Origin of the sequence: Erwinia sp. 198 (assembly GCF_003937915.1) — a bacterium.
GTDB lineage: Bacteria > Pseudomonadota > Gammaproteobacteria > Enterobacterales > Enterobacteriaceae > Erwinia > Erwinia aeris.
The window spans coordinates 137,655-152,024 of record NZ_RHUM01000007.1 but is presented as its reverse complement, the minus strand read 5'-3'; the positions used below and the strand labels follow the sequence as shown (position 1 = coordinate 152,024).

The window sequence follows — 14,370 nt, the reverse complement described above, 5'->3', positions numbered from 1 at the left end:
CGTACTGGAGAAAAATATGGCGATCCCGGTCTGGTTTTTAACGCTTCCCGGCGTAATGACGCTGGATATTACCGGCCCGGCGGAAACGCTTCAGCTGGCCGGGGATGCCTTCAGCCTGCATTATATTGGCCCGCAGGAAAGCGTGCCAACCTCGACCGGCATGACCATCAGCCAGCTGGCGTCGTTACCGGAAAGCCTGCCTGTCGGCAGCCTGCTGGTGGTGCCGGGCGTAGCGGATTCCAGCGTCGCTTTCAATACGCCGCAGGCCATGGCCGCTCGGCACTGGCTGATGCGCCTGCAGCCAGCCATTCATGCCAGGCAAATTACGCTGGTCTGTATCTGTTCCGGCGCTGTCCTGGCCGCGCGCAGCGGCCTGCTGCGCGGCATACATTGCACGACCCATCACGAAGTCATCCATCGGCTGAAAAGCGCTGAACCTACCGCTATCATCAGAGAAAACCGCATTTTTGTGGAAGATCGCGGTATTTGTACCAGCGCAGGCATTACCGCGGGTATCGATCTGGCGCTCCATCTTATCCACCGCCTGTGCGGCCCGCAGACGGCACTGGCGGTGGCCCGGGAAATGGTGATTTGGTTTCGCCGCTCGGGTGACGATCCCCAGCTTTCACCCTGGCTACGCTATCGTAATCATATTAATCCGGCTATTCATCGTACGCAGGATTTGCTGATCGCCCACCCGGAGCGAGACTGGCCACTGGAGGAGATTGCCGGACGCGTACACGTCAGCGCTCGTCATCTGACGCGCCTGTTCAGGCAGCATTTAGGGATCGGCGTGCGGGACTATCACGAGCAGCTCAGGCTGGCGCTGGCCCGGCAGCGTTTACAGCAGGGCGAAGGCGTGGAAAAAGCGGCGCGGGTGGCCGGGTTTTCTTCTTCACGACAGCTCAGGCGTGCGCTTCAGCGCTGGCCCGCGTAAAGCGGCGGCCACGACAGAAAGCCAGCAGCCCGGCAGACACAAAGCAGCGGCGGTAATAAGAAGCCCCGGCCCGACAGGCACAAAGCAGCGTCAGCCATAAAAAACCAGCAGGCCGACAAGCGTCATGCTTGCCGCCCCCCTGATGATGGCCAGGCGATCCGCCAGTGTTAATGCTTCACGCTGTTTATAAAGGTCTGGCGAGCCGTGGTAGACCCAAGACGCTCGGCCTCATTCAGCAATTTTAACGCCTTATCCACGTCTCCGGCCTTCACGGCCTTTTTAATCGCCTCGTTAAAATAGTTATCCGACTCGTCGAGCATCGGTGCGGCAGGTTTTGCCGGCGGAGCCGCTTCAGTTCCTGCAGTAGAGCCAATAACCGCCGCGGCAGGTGCCGGTTCGGAAGAAGGTAAAAGCTGGCCGATCATAACGTTACCGGCTTTTTGCTCGGCGGTAACCTTCAGACTGATCTTGCCGGTCGGCGTATGCGTGGCCACCGGATCGGGGATATCCGGCACCGCATTGCCCACGCCGGCCGCATAGGCTTTGGCAGGATTCACCATTTGCGTGGTCGACTGAAGATTTTTTTGCGTGGTGTAAACCAGCAGGTAAATCTGCTTCTGGCCCAACGCCGGGGTCAGCTTCAGCGTGCCCTCCAGCCTGTCGCTGGAGACCAGCCCCGGCTTTTGATAAGGAAAATAGCTGGCAGGATAAAACGCTGCTGGCCGCATCTGTTCGTCAAGCACCAGCACGTTGGGCGCATAGACCGTTTTTCCCGTCACCATGCTGGTTAAAACAATTTCCAGCGAGCCACGATCGGCAGGCAGTGAGAAGGCCGCAGCGGCGCCCTGAATTTCGCCCTGATTAATCTTCGTTGCGGTGCTGCCGAGCGTCACATCCTGCGTGACGGGCGGCACCAGCGGCGTCCAGGCAAGGCTACGCAAGGTTTGGGCAGAAATCTTCGGTGCAGCAGAGGCATCCTGCGGCGCCGCTTGCGCACCCGCGATCAGGCTGAGCGACAGACAAAGAGAGAGCAGCGTCTTTTTCATCAAATTTTCCTTGTTGGTATTACCACCAGACTTCCATCTGCGCGCCGAAAGTCACTTCGTCGTCGTTGCCGCGGCTGAAGGTACGGGCGGTGGTGTCGTTCATCGCCAGGCCATTATCAACGCCGCTGTCGGTGTCGTAGCCCCATTTTTCATCCCAGTTGGCGTAGGTGGCAAAAACACGGATGGCCGGACGCGACCAGATGCTGTCGCCAGCCTGCCACTGCTGCGCCAGCGTCACCTTGTACTGGCCGTTGCGGTCGCCGGTACGCTGGGATTTCACGTTGTCATAGCCCGCTTCCAGCAGCGTGCTCATGATCGGCGTCCATTTATACATTGGCCGCACGCCAACCGTATACCAGGTCGTGCCGTTATTGTTATCGCGATCGGTATCCTGATACATTGCCACGTACATCAGACCCCATTTGTCGTTGAAATCCAGCGCGCCGTGGTCGAGTACGCGCACCATACTGCCGTTATTGTTGATGGCGGCGCCGGTCGAATGGCCGTTAGCCGTGCCGGTACTTTCCGCCGTCATGGCGTCGGCGGCGTATTGCAGCACCAGTTTGTTGTAGCCGTTATAGATGCTCTGCGTATGTTCCGCCGTCAGCAGCCAGCCGTCTTTGGTGGCGTCATCGGCCAGCGAGTAGCCGTCGCGTGCGTTGGCCCGGCCATAATCCACGCCCAGCTCTAACACGCCGCCGGGGTTGGTCTGCAGCCCGGCCAGGCGCACGTCGAAGACGTCATTCGAGGTGGGCAGCTCGTCGCGTTGGTCGGCGATATAGCCAAAGGAGCCGCCGCTTTCGGTGTTGCGCGTGGCGGCAAAAGAGAGTTTGCCGAAGCCAACGTCGATATCTTCCAGGCCGGCGCCCGGCCCGGAGATATCCCAGTAGTAGAAGTCGATCATATGCACGTCGTGACGCTGGTAGAAACGCTTACCGGCCCACATCGTGGCGCCAGGCAGCCATTCAATCAGGTTTTTGCCCTTGACGTTGGCTTCGCGGAAGGCCGGATCGGTCGATTCCCAGTCGTTCTGCTGCGAGACGGAATAGGCGACGTTAGTATCAAAATAGAAACTTTTATCTCCTTCTTTCCACACTTCCTGACCCAGTTTCAGTTCCGCGTAGGTTTCGCATTCGTTGCCGAGGCGATATTTGCTTTCCGCGCCGGTAGCCTTAAAACACTGCTGCTCGCCGCCGCTGCCGGACCAGCCAATGCCGGAACGGGCGTAGCCGGTAAAATCTACCGCCATCGCCTGGGTGGAAAGCGCGCCTGCCACGGCCAGCGCCAGAGAGGAATTACGTATTGTTATCATCATTTTCTCCTGTAGGGGACTGTTGCTTAAACGCCAGGCTCGGGATGTAACCGACGGCAGGCCGTTCCATCTTCACGGAACAGATGACAGCGGTGCGGCGGCAAACCAATGGCGAAATTGGTACCTTCTTCCACCAGCACCACGTCATTCTGGCGGGAGACCAGGTTTTGACGGATGGCCGGGATCTGAATATGGATCTGCGTTTCGTTGCCCAGCTGCTCGACGACCTGTACTTCGCCCATGAGCTTTACCTCCGCGTTCTCACCCGGCAGAAGATGCTCGGGCCGGATGCCCAGCGACAGGTTGCTGCCCGGCACGACGCCGTTGCCTTCAACATCCAGCCAGACCGCCTGCCCGTTGGGCAGTTCGACCTGCACGCGTTCCGGCTCGGCGGCAAGGATTTTCACCGGCAGAAAATTCATCCTGGGCGAGCCGATAAAACCGGCAACGAAACGGTTGGCGGGATAGTGATAGAGCGCCAGCGGACGGCCAACCTGAACAATGCGTCCGGCGTTCAGCACCACGATTTTGTCGGCCAGCGTCATCGCTTCAACCTGATCGTGGGTGACGTAAATCATCGTGCGCTTCAGCCGCTTATGCAGGCGGGAGATTTCAATGCGCATCTGCACGCGCAGCGCGGCATCCAGATTGGAGAGCGGTTCATCCAGCAGGAACACCGTGGGTTCCGCCACCAGCGTGCGGCCAATCGCGACGCGCTGCCGCTGGCCGCCGGAGAGCGCTTTGGGACGGCGATCCAGCAACGGCGCGAGCTGGAGAATTTCCGACACCTGATTGACTCGCCGCTCGGTTTCCTCTTTTTTCGTCCGTGCCAGCTTCAGGCCAAACGACATATTTTCGGCCACCGTCAGATGCGGATAGAGGGCGTAGGACTGAAACACCATGCCGATCCCGCGCTCGGCTGGCGGCACCTCGTTCATCCGTTTACCGCCGATTCTCAGCTCACCGGCGCTGATCTCTTCCAGCCCGGCAATCATGCGCAGCAGGGTCGACTTCCCGCAGCCGGATGGCCCGACGAATACCACAAACTCGCCCTGTTCTATCTCCAGATTGATATCGCTGGAAATCGCGGTTTCGCCAAAGACTTTATATACGCCGCTAAGGGAAACGTTCGCCATCCTCTCTTCCTCTTCATCCGTCAGTAAACCGATTACGCCGCAGCATGACGTGCCGCCTGCCAGGAGTAATCAGCCGTCGCGCGGTTTTTGCTGGCGGAGAGGCCAGGAGGATAAAAAGCGAAGACCCGCGCTCGACGCCGACGGCGAAAGGGGAAATACGTGATCTGCGTTGCAAAAAACAACCTCTGATTGGCTGCACCAGGCGTGATTAGCGACAGCCGTGCAGGCGAGGTCACAGTTTGAGCGGTGGGGGCGTAGAGCGGGGGAGGATGAAGCCGCTACTGCTTGATTGCACACTGACCGGTACGCTCTTCGCTGTCTGCAACGTGAAGAAACCTGGGGCTTACCGCTATAAGGACTCGATCATGCTCAGTATCAAGAACATTGTTAAGCACACCGCCGCCCTGTCAGCGCTGGCTACGCTGGCGCTCTCTTCCGCCGCCTTCGCCAAAATCGAAGAAGGCAAGCTGGTGATCTGGATCAACGGCGACAAAGGCTATAACGGCCTGGCGGAAGTGGGGAAAAAGTTTGAACAGGATACGGGCATCAAGGTGACGGTTGAGCATCCTGACAAGCTGGAAGAGAAGTATCCGCAGGTGGCCGCGACGGGCGACGGCCCCGACATTATTTTTTGGGCGCACGACCGTTTCGGCGGCTACGCGCAGTCTGGTCTGGTGGCGGAAGTCAGCCCGGACCAGGCTTTTAAGGATAAGCTGTTTCCGTTCACCTGGGATGCCGTGACCTTTAACGGCAAGCAGATCGGCTATCCTATCGCGGTAGAGTCGCTATCGCTGATTTATAACAAAGATCTGGTGAAGGAAGCGCCCAAAACCTGGGAAGAAATCCCGACGCTGGATAAGACCCTGCGCGCCAAAGGCCAAAGCGCCATTATGTGGAACCTTCAGGAACCCTATTTCACCTGGCCGGTTATCGCGGCCGACGGCGGCTACGCTTTTAAATATGTCGACGGCAAATACGACATCAAAAACACCGGCGTGAACAATGCCGGATCGCAGGCGGGCCTGCAGTTCATCGTTGATTTGGTCAAAAACAAACATATCAGCCCGGATACCGACTATTCGATTGCCGAAGCGGCCTTTAACAAGGGCCAGACGGCGCTGACCATCGACGGCCCCTGGGCCTGGGCTAACCTGGATAAAAGCAAAATCAACTACGGCGTCGCCCCGCTGCCGACCTTCCATGGCAAGCCTTCCCGGCCGTTTGTCGGCGTGCTGACCGCGGGCATCAATGCTGCCAGCCCGAACAAAGAGCTGGCGAAAGAGTTTCTGGAAAACTACCTGATTACCGATGACGGCCTGGCGATGGTCAACAAAGATAAGCCGCTGGGTGCCGTCGCGCTGAAATCTTACCAGGCGAAGCTGGAGCAGGATCCGCGCATCGCCGCCACCATGGCTAACGCGAAAAACGGCGAAATCATGCCGAACATCCCGCAAATGAGCGGCTTCTGGTACGCCGAACGCAGCGCGATTATTAACGCCGTCAACGGCCGTCAGACCGTGCCGCAGGCGCTGAAAGACGTTGAAACCCGCATTACCCGATAGCCTCTGCTGAACAAGGGGCGGCCGCTGGCGGCCCCGCGTCGAAAAGGATAGCTCCATGTCTCTGGCTCACATTCGCCGCTCTGACAGAAGATCGCCGTTAAGCCGCGTGTTCGGCTGGTTTACCCTTATCTTCTTTGCCCTGCTGACAGGCTATTTGATCGTGCTGATGTACGCACGGGGAGAATACCTTTTTGCCATGCTGACGCTGGTGCTTTCCGGCCTGGGGCTGTTTATCTACGGCAACCGCCGCGCTTACAGCTGGCGTTATATTTATCCCGGCCTGGCCGGAATGGCGCTGTTCGTGCTGTTCCCGCTGGCATGCACCATTACCATTGCCTTCACTAACTACAGCAGCCTGCATCAGCTTACCTTTGAGCGCGCGCAGGGCGTGCTGCTGCAACAGCAGTTTCGCGCCGATAAAGCCTGGGATTTTGCTCTCTGGCCGGCGGGCGACAGGTGGCGGCTGACGCTGACCTCGCCCGATAACGGCGACATGCTGGCATCCACGCCCTTTGCCTTTACGCCTTCCGCGCCGCAAACGCTGACGATGACCCCGCAGGCCGCACCGACCGGCAACAAAGCCGGGCTGCGGATCATTACGCAAAATCGTCAGGCGCTGGGCCAGCTGGCCGCCAGACTGCCCGACGGCACGCTGCTGCGGATGAGTTCGCTACGGCAGTTTTCCGGCACCCGGCCACTTTATCAGCCTGGAGAGGATGGCAAACAGCTGACCAATATCCAGAATGGGAAGGTTTACTCTCCTGATATGAGTACGGGCTTTTACCAGTCGGCGGACGGGGAAATCCTCAGTCCGGGCTTTACCGTCGGTATCGGCTGGAAAAACTTCCTGCGCGTTTTTCAGGATGCAGGTATTCAGAAGCCCTTCCTGTCGATCTTTCTCTGGACGGTGCTGTTCTCGCTGCTGACGGTGCTGCTGACCACGGCGGTCGGCATGGTGCTGGCGTGCGTGGTGCAGTGGGATCAGCTGAAAGGCAAGGCGGTTTATCGCATGCTGCTGATCCTACCTTACGCGGTGCCCGCTTTCATTTCTATCCTTATTTTCAAAGGGTTATTCAACCAGAGCTTTGGCGAAATCAACCTGCTGCTGGGCAATCTGTTTGGCATCAAGCCCGCGTGGTTCAGCGATCCGCTGACCGCCAAAACCATGCTGATTATTGTTAATACCTGGCTCGGCTATCCCTACATGATGATTTTGTGCATGGGGCTGCTGAAGGCCATTCCTGACGATCTTTATGAGGCCTCGGCAATGGATGGCGCTTCGCCGATTCAGAACTTTTTCCTGATTACGCTGCCCCTGCTGATCAAGCCGCTGACGCCGCTGATGATCGCCAGCTTCGCTTTTAACTTTAATAACTTTGTGCTGGTTCAGCTGCTGACCAACGGCGGCCCCGACCGGATTGGCACCACCACCCCGGCCGGGCATACCGATTTGCTGGTCAGCTACACCTGGCGTATCGCCTTTGAGGGCGGCGGCGGACAGGATTTCGGCCTGGCCGCCGCTATCGCCACGCTGATTTTCCTGCTGGTGGGCGTACTGGCGGTGATCAACCTGAAAGCCTCCCGCATGAAATTTGATTAAGGAAGCATTATGGCGATGGTAAAACCGAAGTCGCAGCGCCTCAGGCTGCTGGCGACGCACCTTTTCCTGCTGGGCTTTATTGCCCTGATCCTGTTCCCGCTGCTGATGGTGTTCGCCATTTCGCTGCGGCCCGGCAATTTCGCGACCGGCAGCCTGATCCCCGATACCATTTCGTGGGACCACTGGAAGCTGGCGCTGGGGATCGCCGTCACCAACGAGAACGGCACGGTGACGCCGCCGCCTTTTCCGGTGATGCTGTGGCTGTGGAACTCGGTGAAGATTGCCCTGATTACCGCCGTCGGTATCGTCGCGCTCTCCACAACCTGCGCCTATGCCTTTGCCCGCATGAAATTTCGCGGCAAAAGTCCGCTGCTGAAAGGGATGCTGATTTTCCAGATGTTCCCGGCCGTGCTGTCGCTGGTGGCGCTTTACGCCCTGTTCGATCGGCTGGGCCTCTATCTGCCTTTTCTGGGGCTGAATACGCACGGCGGCGTGATCTTCGCCTATATGGGCGGTATCGCGCTGCATGTCTGGACGATCAAGGGCTATTTCGAGTCTATCGATAACTCTCTGGAAGAGGCGGCGGCGCTGGATGGCGCCACGCCGTGGCAGGCGTTCCGGCTGGTGCTGCTGCCGCTTTCTGTGCCTATCCTGGCGGTGGTGTTTATCCTGTCGTTTATTGCCGCTATTACCGAGGTGCCGGTGGCTTCTCTGCTGCTGCGTGATGTCAACAGCTACACGCTGGCGGTGGGGATGCAGCAATATCTGAACCCACAAAACTATCTGTGGGGTGATTTTGCGGCGGCGGCCATTCTTTCCGCTATCCCTATCACCGCCGTGTTTCTGATTGCACAGCGCTGGCTGGTGGGCGGGCTGACCGCTGGCGGAGTGAAAGGATAAGTTGTTCATTAACAGGGCGGTTCAGGCTCAGAAAATGCTTCACCTCTCAATTTTTTCTGTTTTTTGGGAACCAGCCTGGCTGGCGATCGCACTCAAGAGGTTTTTTCTACGCGTAAATAATTTAAATAAGCGAACAGGCAGGATTAATAAAATTATTTTCGCGCAGTTTCTTATCAAGAGGTGATTAATGTTTAACAGCATTTCCGGCGCGGCCGTCAGGCATACAGACAATACTTTGTCGTCATCGGCGGCAAATACTATGCGGGAGCAAATGGAACATTTGCAACGTGACTTTGCCGCCGCCCGTATTACCGCTTATCAGCGTCATCCCTCCGGCACCTGGGCGCTCAATAGTGAGCTGGTAGAGGCGCGATTACAGTTTAAAAGCCGGATGGAACAGCTGCGGGGGCACTTCAGTCAGCCCCTGACCCGTGTACCGCTCGAGGTTGATAACTGCGATGACAGCTTTGAATCCGGTGAATTTCAGGTGTTGCAGCGCTGCGCGAATATCATAGCCAGTGAAGTGTATAAAGAGTTCAGCGAGGTCAGTCTCTATAAAGATGATGAGCTGGATGAGGGAGTGAAAGGACAGACCTGGGTACTGCACCCTAATTTTGAGGATAAATATCAGGTTCCTTACACGGAAAAACAAGCCCAGATAAGCCTCGGCCATAATCAGAGTTTATCAGAAAATATTTGCGTATTAACCCATGAGGTTTTAACACACCTGTTAACCAACATGCGGGCAGCTGAAACGGGCGATCCGCACCAGCCGGAAGAGGCCGGCCATTTCGACAGCTTATCCGTCAACAGCGGCTATCACCAGGGTATGGTGGCGCTGGAAAATAACTGGGAACAGATTAGTTCGCTTGCCGGGCAGGTTGGTGAGGAGGTCAGTTGGGACGAAGTGAAAAGCGAATATCTGGATGATGTTGGATTGCAGGTGGGCGGCTTTCATACCCATCTTAATTTGGACTTCGACCATATGGATAAACTGATGGACAGCTGGCGCGAAGGTAAAGTTAATATGACAACCCTGTCCGCGAACGAACGTGCGGGCCTTAAAGCGAATATTTTCTGGAGCAAAGTGCGTGAGGCCGTTGTTGATGAAAAGCCGTTAAGCGCAATCAGAGAGTAGGCAGGAGAGGCGAAAGCCGTATTAACGGCGTGTTCACCTGCCGCCCTGCCGCTCCTGCTTCCTCCTGATTCGGGTACGTCCTGATGAGGCAAAAACAAAAAAAGCGGCCTGAAGGCCGCTTTTTTAATCCACCGAAACCTTACGGCGTCGCCGATCGACATCCCTGATTAACGCATTCACCTCCGGGTCGGCAAACATCGCCTCCAGCGTATGGCTGAGCTTGCGCCGCCAGTTGGGGTATTCGCTGCTGGTGCCGGGAATATTGACCGGCGTCGCCATATCCAGCCAGTCTTCCGGCTGCAGGCCCAGCAGCGCGCTGGCGCTGTCGGCCACATAGCGTTGCAGGCCCCGGCGGATGGCCAGCGTCAGCGCGCCGCCAGCGCCGGCGCTTCCCTGAGCAAGACAGCCATAGTGCTCCAGGCTGTCGAGCAGGCTCTGGCGCGCCCTTTGCCGATCGGCGCAAATCGCCTGTAGCACCACTTTGTCCGGGTAGAGGCCCAGCTTTTCGCCCAGCGTCAGATCGTCGCTTTGCCAGTAGCCGCGCAGCGTCGGTAAATCGTGCGTCGTCAGGGTAGCCATCGCCTGGAGCGGCCAGGATTGCGGCGCGCGAAAGCCGTTCTGCGCATCCCGCTCAAACCACAGCACCTTGTAGGAATAAACGCCTCTTTCCCGCAGCTTAGTGACGATTTCTACCGGCACCGTCCCCAGATCCTCACCGATCACCATGCAGCGATGCCGCTGGCTTTCCAGCGCCAGCACCGCCAGCAAATCGTCAACCGGATAGTGGACATAGGCGCCCTTATCCGCCGTTTCGCCTGCCGGGATCCACCACAGGCGCAGCAGCGCCATTACATGATCGATCCGCAAAGCGCCACAGTGGATCATGTTCGATCGCAGCAGGTCGATAAAAGGCTGGTAGGCACGGTCGATCATCGTGCGGGGATCCATCGGTCGTAAATCCCAGTTCTGTCCTTTTGGCCCCAGAATATCCGGCGGCGCACCTACGGAAGCCTTCAGGCAGTAAAGATCGCCATCGCTCCAGGTTTCCGCGCCATCGGCCACCACGCCGACCGCCAGATCGCGATATAATCCCGTCGGCATTTTCCGGCTGGTTTGATAGCACTGCGCCAGCTGCGTTTCGGCCAGCCATTGCAGCCACAGGTAAAATTCCACCTCCTGGCCATGCCGTTGGCAAAAGGCTCTGACCTCTGGCCCCCGCGCGTTGCGGTACGCTTCCGGCCAGCGATCCCAGCCCCGCGCCTCGCCGCTTTCCGCCTGAAAATGTTGATATAACGCATCAAAGGCGGCCTGAAACCAGAGGCTTTCTCCACCCTGTTCGGTAAAGCGGGCAAAGGCCTGCCGTTCAGCTTCCTGCGGATCACGGTCGAGAAAATGCTGCCGGGCCAGCCGCAGTCCCGCCAGCTTCAGCGCCATGACCTGCGCGTAATCCACCCACTCCGCAGCCCGCGCCGCCTGTAACGCCTGCTGCGTAGCCGGAGAATGCCACCAGCGCTGCGCAGCTTCGCTCAGACGAAAGTCAGCCACCGCGCTGACGTCAATGTAGATAACGTTCAGCCAGCGGCGGGACGAAGGGCTGTAAGGGCTGGCCGCTTCCGGATTGCCGGGAAAAAGCGCATGAACAGGGTTCAGACCGACAAAGGCGCCGCCCCGCGCGGCAATGTTATCGATCATCACGGCCAGGTCGCCAAAATCGCCAATGCCCCAATTTCGCTCGGAACGTAAGGTGTAAAGCTGCACGCAGGCGCCCCACAGCTTTTTACCGGCCAGCAGCGCCTCCGGCTCGTGGCAGCGCCTGGGCGCCACTATTATCCGGCATTCCCAGCGCTGGCCGGGACGGCTCAGCGTCAGCAGGTGATAGCCCGTGGCGAGGTTTTCCGGCAGGGCCAGCGTCATGCTGCCGTGGACTCTGCCCGTCAGGCTCGCGCCCTCTTCCGGGCTAAAGTGCCAGTGGTATTCGCCTTCGCCCTCAACGGACAGCGCAAAGCGTTCGCCGCTGGTAAAAACCTTTACCGTCGGCACCGGTCTGAGCGGCAGCTGCCGTCCCGCACGCCAGCCCATCGCCTGTAGCAGCTCGCGACGGGTTGCTGCCGGGATGGTCTGGGTTTTTCCGTGGGCGTTAATAAAACCGGAAGCGATACCCGCCTCCGTCGCCGCCTGCTCCAGCATCTTCTCTTCCATCTGCGCTCCTTAGCGTTTCGCCTGCCAAATGCGCTGCTGATAGTCACGGATAGCGCGATCTGAACTGAACATGCCGACTCGGGCGGTGTTCAGGATAGTGCTGCGCGTCCACTGCTGCGTATCGCGGTACAGCGCTTCAACCTGCCGCTGTGCAGCGCAATAGCCGGCAAAGTCCGCCAGCACTAAATAGGGATCGCCGCCTTCAAGCAGGCTATCCAGCATTGGCCTGAACGCCTCTTTGTCACCGGCGCTGAAGAAGCCGTTTTCCAGTTCGCTCAGCAGCTTATTAAGATGCTTATCCTTTTTACGCACGCTTAGCGGGTTATAGCCTTTGTGCAGCAGCGCTTTTACTTCATCGACGGTATGGCCGAAGATAAAGATATGCTCGCTGCCGACCTGTTCAGCAATTTCCACGTTGGCGCCATCAAGCGTGCCGACGGTGATAGCGCCGTTCAGCGCCAGCTTCATATTGCCGGTGCCGGAGGCCTCCTTGCCGGCGGTAGAGATTTGCTCTGATACATCGGCCGCCGGGATCATCAGCTCCGCCACCGACACTTTATAATCAGGAATAAACACGACTTTCAGGCGATCGCCGACCAGCGGATCCTGGTTGATTTTTTCCGCTACCTTGTTGATGGCATAGATAATATTTTTGGCCAGATAGTAGCCCGGCGCGGCCTTGGCACCGAACAGGAACACGCGCGGCACCATGTCCTGCTGCGGATTGTCACGCAGCTGACGGTAAAGCGAGAGAATATGCAGCAGATTCAGGTGCTGGCGCTTGTACTCGTGCAGGCGCTTGATCTGCACATCGAAGATCGCCGCCGGGTTGAGCGTAATCCCCATCGTATGCTGCACCCAGGCCGCCAGCCTGCGTTTATTTTCCTGCTTGATTTGCCGATAGCGCTGGTGGAAGTTTTGGTCGTCGGCAAAAGCCTCCAGTCCTTTTAACGCATCCAGATCCGTCACCCATTCGGCGTTCAGCTTGCTGTCGATCAGCGCGGAGAGCGCAGGATTACACTGCCTGAGCCAGCGACGCGGCGTGATGCCATTGGTGACGTTATGAAATTTCTCCGGCCACAGCTGGTGGTAATGCGGAAACAGATCTTTGACCACCAGCTCGGAATGCAGCGCGGCGACGCCGTTGACCGCAAAGCCGCTGACTACGCAAAGATTCGCCATCCGCACCTGGCGGTTATGGTAAATAGCCACCCGGCCCCAAACGTCGGCATCGTCCGGCCAGCGCTGCTGTACCAGCGTTTTAAAGCGCGCATCGATCTGCTTAATCAGCGAAAAGTGACGCGGCAGCAGGCTGCGCACCAGCCTTTCATCCCAGCATTCCAGCGCTTCCGGCATCAGCGTATGGTTGGTATAGGCAAAGGTGCGGCTGACGATCGACCAGGCCGCATCCCAGTCGAGCTGGTGTTCATCCAGCAAAATGCGCAGCAGTTCCGGGATGGCGATGGTCGGATGGGTATCGTTCAGCTGGATCACCTCATACTGCGGCAAATCTGCGATTTTTCGACCCGCCGCGTGATGACGACGCAGGATATCCGCTACCGAACAGGCGCACTGAAAATATTGCTGCATCAGACGCAGCCGCTTGCCCGCCTGATGATTATCATTCGGGTAGAGGACTTTCGTCAGCTTTTCCGCCTCTACGCCCTGCCGCTCCGCCTCCAGATATTTACCGTCGTTAAACAGGCCCAGATCGAAAGGCTGCATCGCGGCGGCCTGCCACAGGCGCAGCGGCTGGGTAATGCCGTTTTGATAGCCGACCACCGGCAGATCGCTCGCCTCGCCCATCAGCGAAAAAGCGGGCTGCCACTGCTCCCGGCCCTGCGCGTCTTTGCTGAGCTTGCCGCCGAAGCCGACGCTGACGGCAAGCGAGCCGTTGCGCCGAAACCAGGGGTAGGTTTCGCGGTGCCAGCTGTCCGGCGCTTCCTGCTGTGCGCCGTCGTAAAAGGACTGTCGGAACAGCCCGTACTGATAATTAAGGCCATAACCTACCGCAGGCTGACCTACGGTCGCCATCGAATCCAGAAAGCAGGCCGCCAGGCGCCCCAGCCCGCCGTTGCCCAGCGCCGGATCGATCTCCTGCTCCAGCACGTCGGTCAGGTTAATGCCCTGTTTTTTCAGGACTTCGCTGACATCATCCAGCCAGCCAAGATTGATCAGATTATTGGCAGTCAGGCGGCCGATCAAAAATTCCATCGAGATATAGTTAACGTGCCGCTGCTGCCCTGACGGCGGCGTTGCCGGGCTGGCCAGCAGCTGTTCGGCCAGCGCGGCGCTGATTGCCTGCCACCACTGCTGCTGCGTCATCGCCTGCGACTGATATGGCGCGCACTGGCGCGTCAGCGCCGCCATAAACGTGGTTTTATTGAATGTTGCCTGCATGACCTGTCCTCATAATCCCTGAATTTCCCTCATGCTGCCGATTTGCAGCGTGCGGATCATCATCCCAACGGCGATTAGAAAGGGAGGAGCTGCGGGGCGTAGGGGAAGGCGCGCCTGAGGCGAAAAGCATGATTAAAAAA

10 protein-coding genes are annotated in these 14,370 nt (G+C 58.2%); 5 read left to right on the top strand and 5 right to left on the bottom strand.

The window, feature by feature from the left end; translation table 11 throughout:
• Positions 1 to 16 precede the first annotated feature (16 nt).
• Positions 17 to 937: a GlxA family transcriptional regulator gene (locus EGK14_RS11670; protein ID WP_125289269.1), complete on the top strand. Its 921-nt coding sequence runs from the start codon at positions 17 to 19 to the stop codon at positions 935 to 937.
• Between the two features lie 167 nt (positions 938 to 1,104).
• On the opposite strand, the gene malM is transcribed toward EGK14_RS11670, so the two are convergent.
• The 3 genes from malM to malK are packed head-to-tail and all read right to left on the bottom strand — an operon-like array spanning position 1,105 to position 4,431.
• On the bottom strand, positions 1,105 to 1,983 hold the full coding sequence (gene malM / locus EGK14_RS11665) for a maltose operon protein MalM (protein ID WP_125289268.1): 879 nt from the start codon (positions 1,981 to 1,983) through the stop codon (positions 1,105 to 1,107).
• 19 nt (positions 1,984 to 2,002) lie between these two features.
• Positions 2,003 to 3,298, bottom strand: a complete 1,296-nt coding sequence (locus tag EGK14_RS11660) for a maltoporin (RefSeq protein ID WP_199746425.1) — start codon at positions 3,296 to 3,298, stop codon at positions 2,003 to 2,005.
• A 23-nt stretch (positions 3,299 to 3,321) separates the two neighbouring features.
• Positions 3,322 to 4,431, bottom strand: a complete 1,110-nt coding sequence (gene malK, locus EGK14_RS11655; RefSeq protein ID WP_125289267.1) for a maltose/maltodextrin ABC transporter ATP-binding protein MalK — start codon at positions 4,429 to 4,431, stop codon at positions 3,322 to 3,324.
• Between the two features lie 365 nt (positions 4,432 to 4,796).
• Between malK and malE the strand changes: the two genes are divergently transcribed.
• The 4 genes from malE (at position 4,797) to EGK14_RS11635 (ending at position 9,631) form a co-directional block, all read left to right on the top strand.
• Positions 4,797 to 5,993: a maltose/maltodextrin ABC transporter substrate-binding protein MalE gene (gene malE, locus EGK14_RS11650; RefSeq protein ID WP_125289266.1), complete on the top strand. Its 1,197-nt coding sequence runs from the start codon at positions 4,797 to 4,799 to the stop codon at positions 5,991 to 5,993.
• Between the two features lie 55 nt (positions 5,994 to 6,048).
• Positions 6,049 to 7,593: a maltose ABC transporter permease MalF gene (gene malF / locus EGK14_RS11645; protein WP_125289265.1), complete on the top strand. Its 1,545-nt coding sequence runs from the start codon at positions 6,049 to 6,051 to the stop codon at positions 7,591 to 7,593.
• Positions 7,594 to 7,602: 9 nt separating this feature from the next.
• Positions 7,603 to 8,493: a maltose ABC transporter permease MalG gene (gene malG / locus EGK14_RS11640; protein WP_125289264.1), complete on the top strand. Its 891-nt coding sequence runs from the start codon at positions 7,603 to 7,605 to the stop codon at positions 8,491 to 8,493.
• A gap of 271 nt (positions 8,494 to 8,764) precedes the next feature.
• Entirely contained in the window at positions 8,765 to 9,631 is an 867-nt protein-coding gene (locus tag EGK14_RS11635) for a hypothetical protein (protein ID WP_125289263.1), read from the top strand.
• Positions 9,632 to 9,754: 123 nt separating this feature from the next.
• Here the strand turns inward: EGK14_RS11635 and malQ are convergent, their stop codons facing one another.
• Positions 9,755 to 11,830 (bottom strand): 4-alpha-glucanotransferase, encoded by a 2,076-nt coding sequence (gene malQ / locus EGK14_RS11630; RefSeq protein WP_125289262.1) that lies wholly within the window; start codon positions 11,828 to 11,830, stop codon positions 9,755 to 9,757.
• A 9-nt stretch (positions 11,831 to 11,839) separates the two neighbouring features.
• The gene (malP, locus tag EGK14_RS11625) at positions 11,840 to 14,230 is read right to left on the bottom strand and encodes a maltodextrin phosphorylase (RefSeq protein ID WP_125289261.1); all 2,391 of its coding nucleotides are present in this window, start codon (positions 14,228 to 14,230) and stop codon (positions 11,840 to 11,842) included.
• Positions 14,231 to 14,370 lie beyond the last annotated feature (140 nt).

Bases quoted from the DNA above. Each gene is read 5' to 3' on its own strand.
- EGK14_RS11670 (WP_125289269.1), top strand. From the start codon at position 17: ATGGCGATCCCGGTCTGGTTTTTAACGCTTCCCGGCGTAATGACGCTG.
- malM (WP_125289268.1), bottom strand. From the start codon at position 1,983: ATGAAAAAGACGCTGCTCTCTCTTTGTCTGTCGCTCAGCCTGATCGCG.
- EGK14_RS11660 (WP_199746425.1), bottom strand. From the start codon at position 3,298: ATGATGATAACAATACGTAATTCCTCTCTGGCGCTGGCCGTGGCAGGC.
- malK (WP_125289267.1), bottom strand. From the start codon at position 4,431: ATGGCGAACGTTTCCCTTAGCGGCGTATATAAAGTCTTTGGCGAAACC.
- malE (WP_125289266.1), top strand. From the start codon at position 4,797: ATGCTCAGTATCAAGAACATTGTTAAGCACACCGCCGCCCTGTCAGCG.
- malF (WP_125289265.1), top strand. From the start codon at position 6,049: ATGTCTCTGGCTCACATTCGCCGCTCTGACAGAAGATCGCCGTTAAGC.
- malG (WP_125289264.1), top strand. From the start codon at position 7,603: ATGGCGATGGTAAAACCGAAGTCGCAGCGCCTCAGGCTGCTGGCGACG.
- EGK14_RS11635 (WP_125289263.1), top strand. From the start codon at position 8,765: ATGGAACATTTGCAACGTGACTTTGCCGCCGCCCGTATTACCGCTTAT.
- malQ (WP_125289262.1), bottom strand. From the start codon at position 11,830: ATGGAAGAGAAGATGCTGGAGCAGGCGGCGACGGAGGCGGGTATCGCT.
- malP (WP_125289261.1), bottom strand. From the start codon at position 14,230: ATGCAGGCAACATTCAATAAAACCACGTTTATGGCGGCGCTGACGCGC.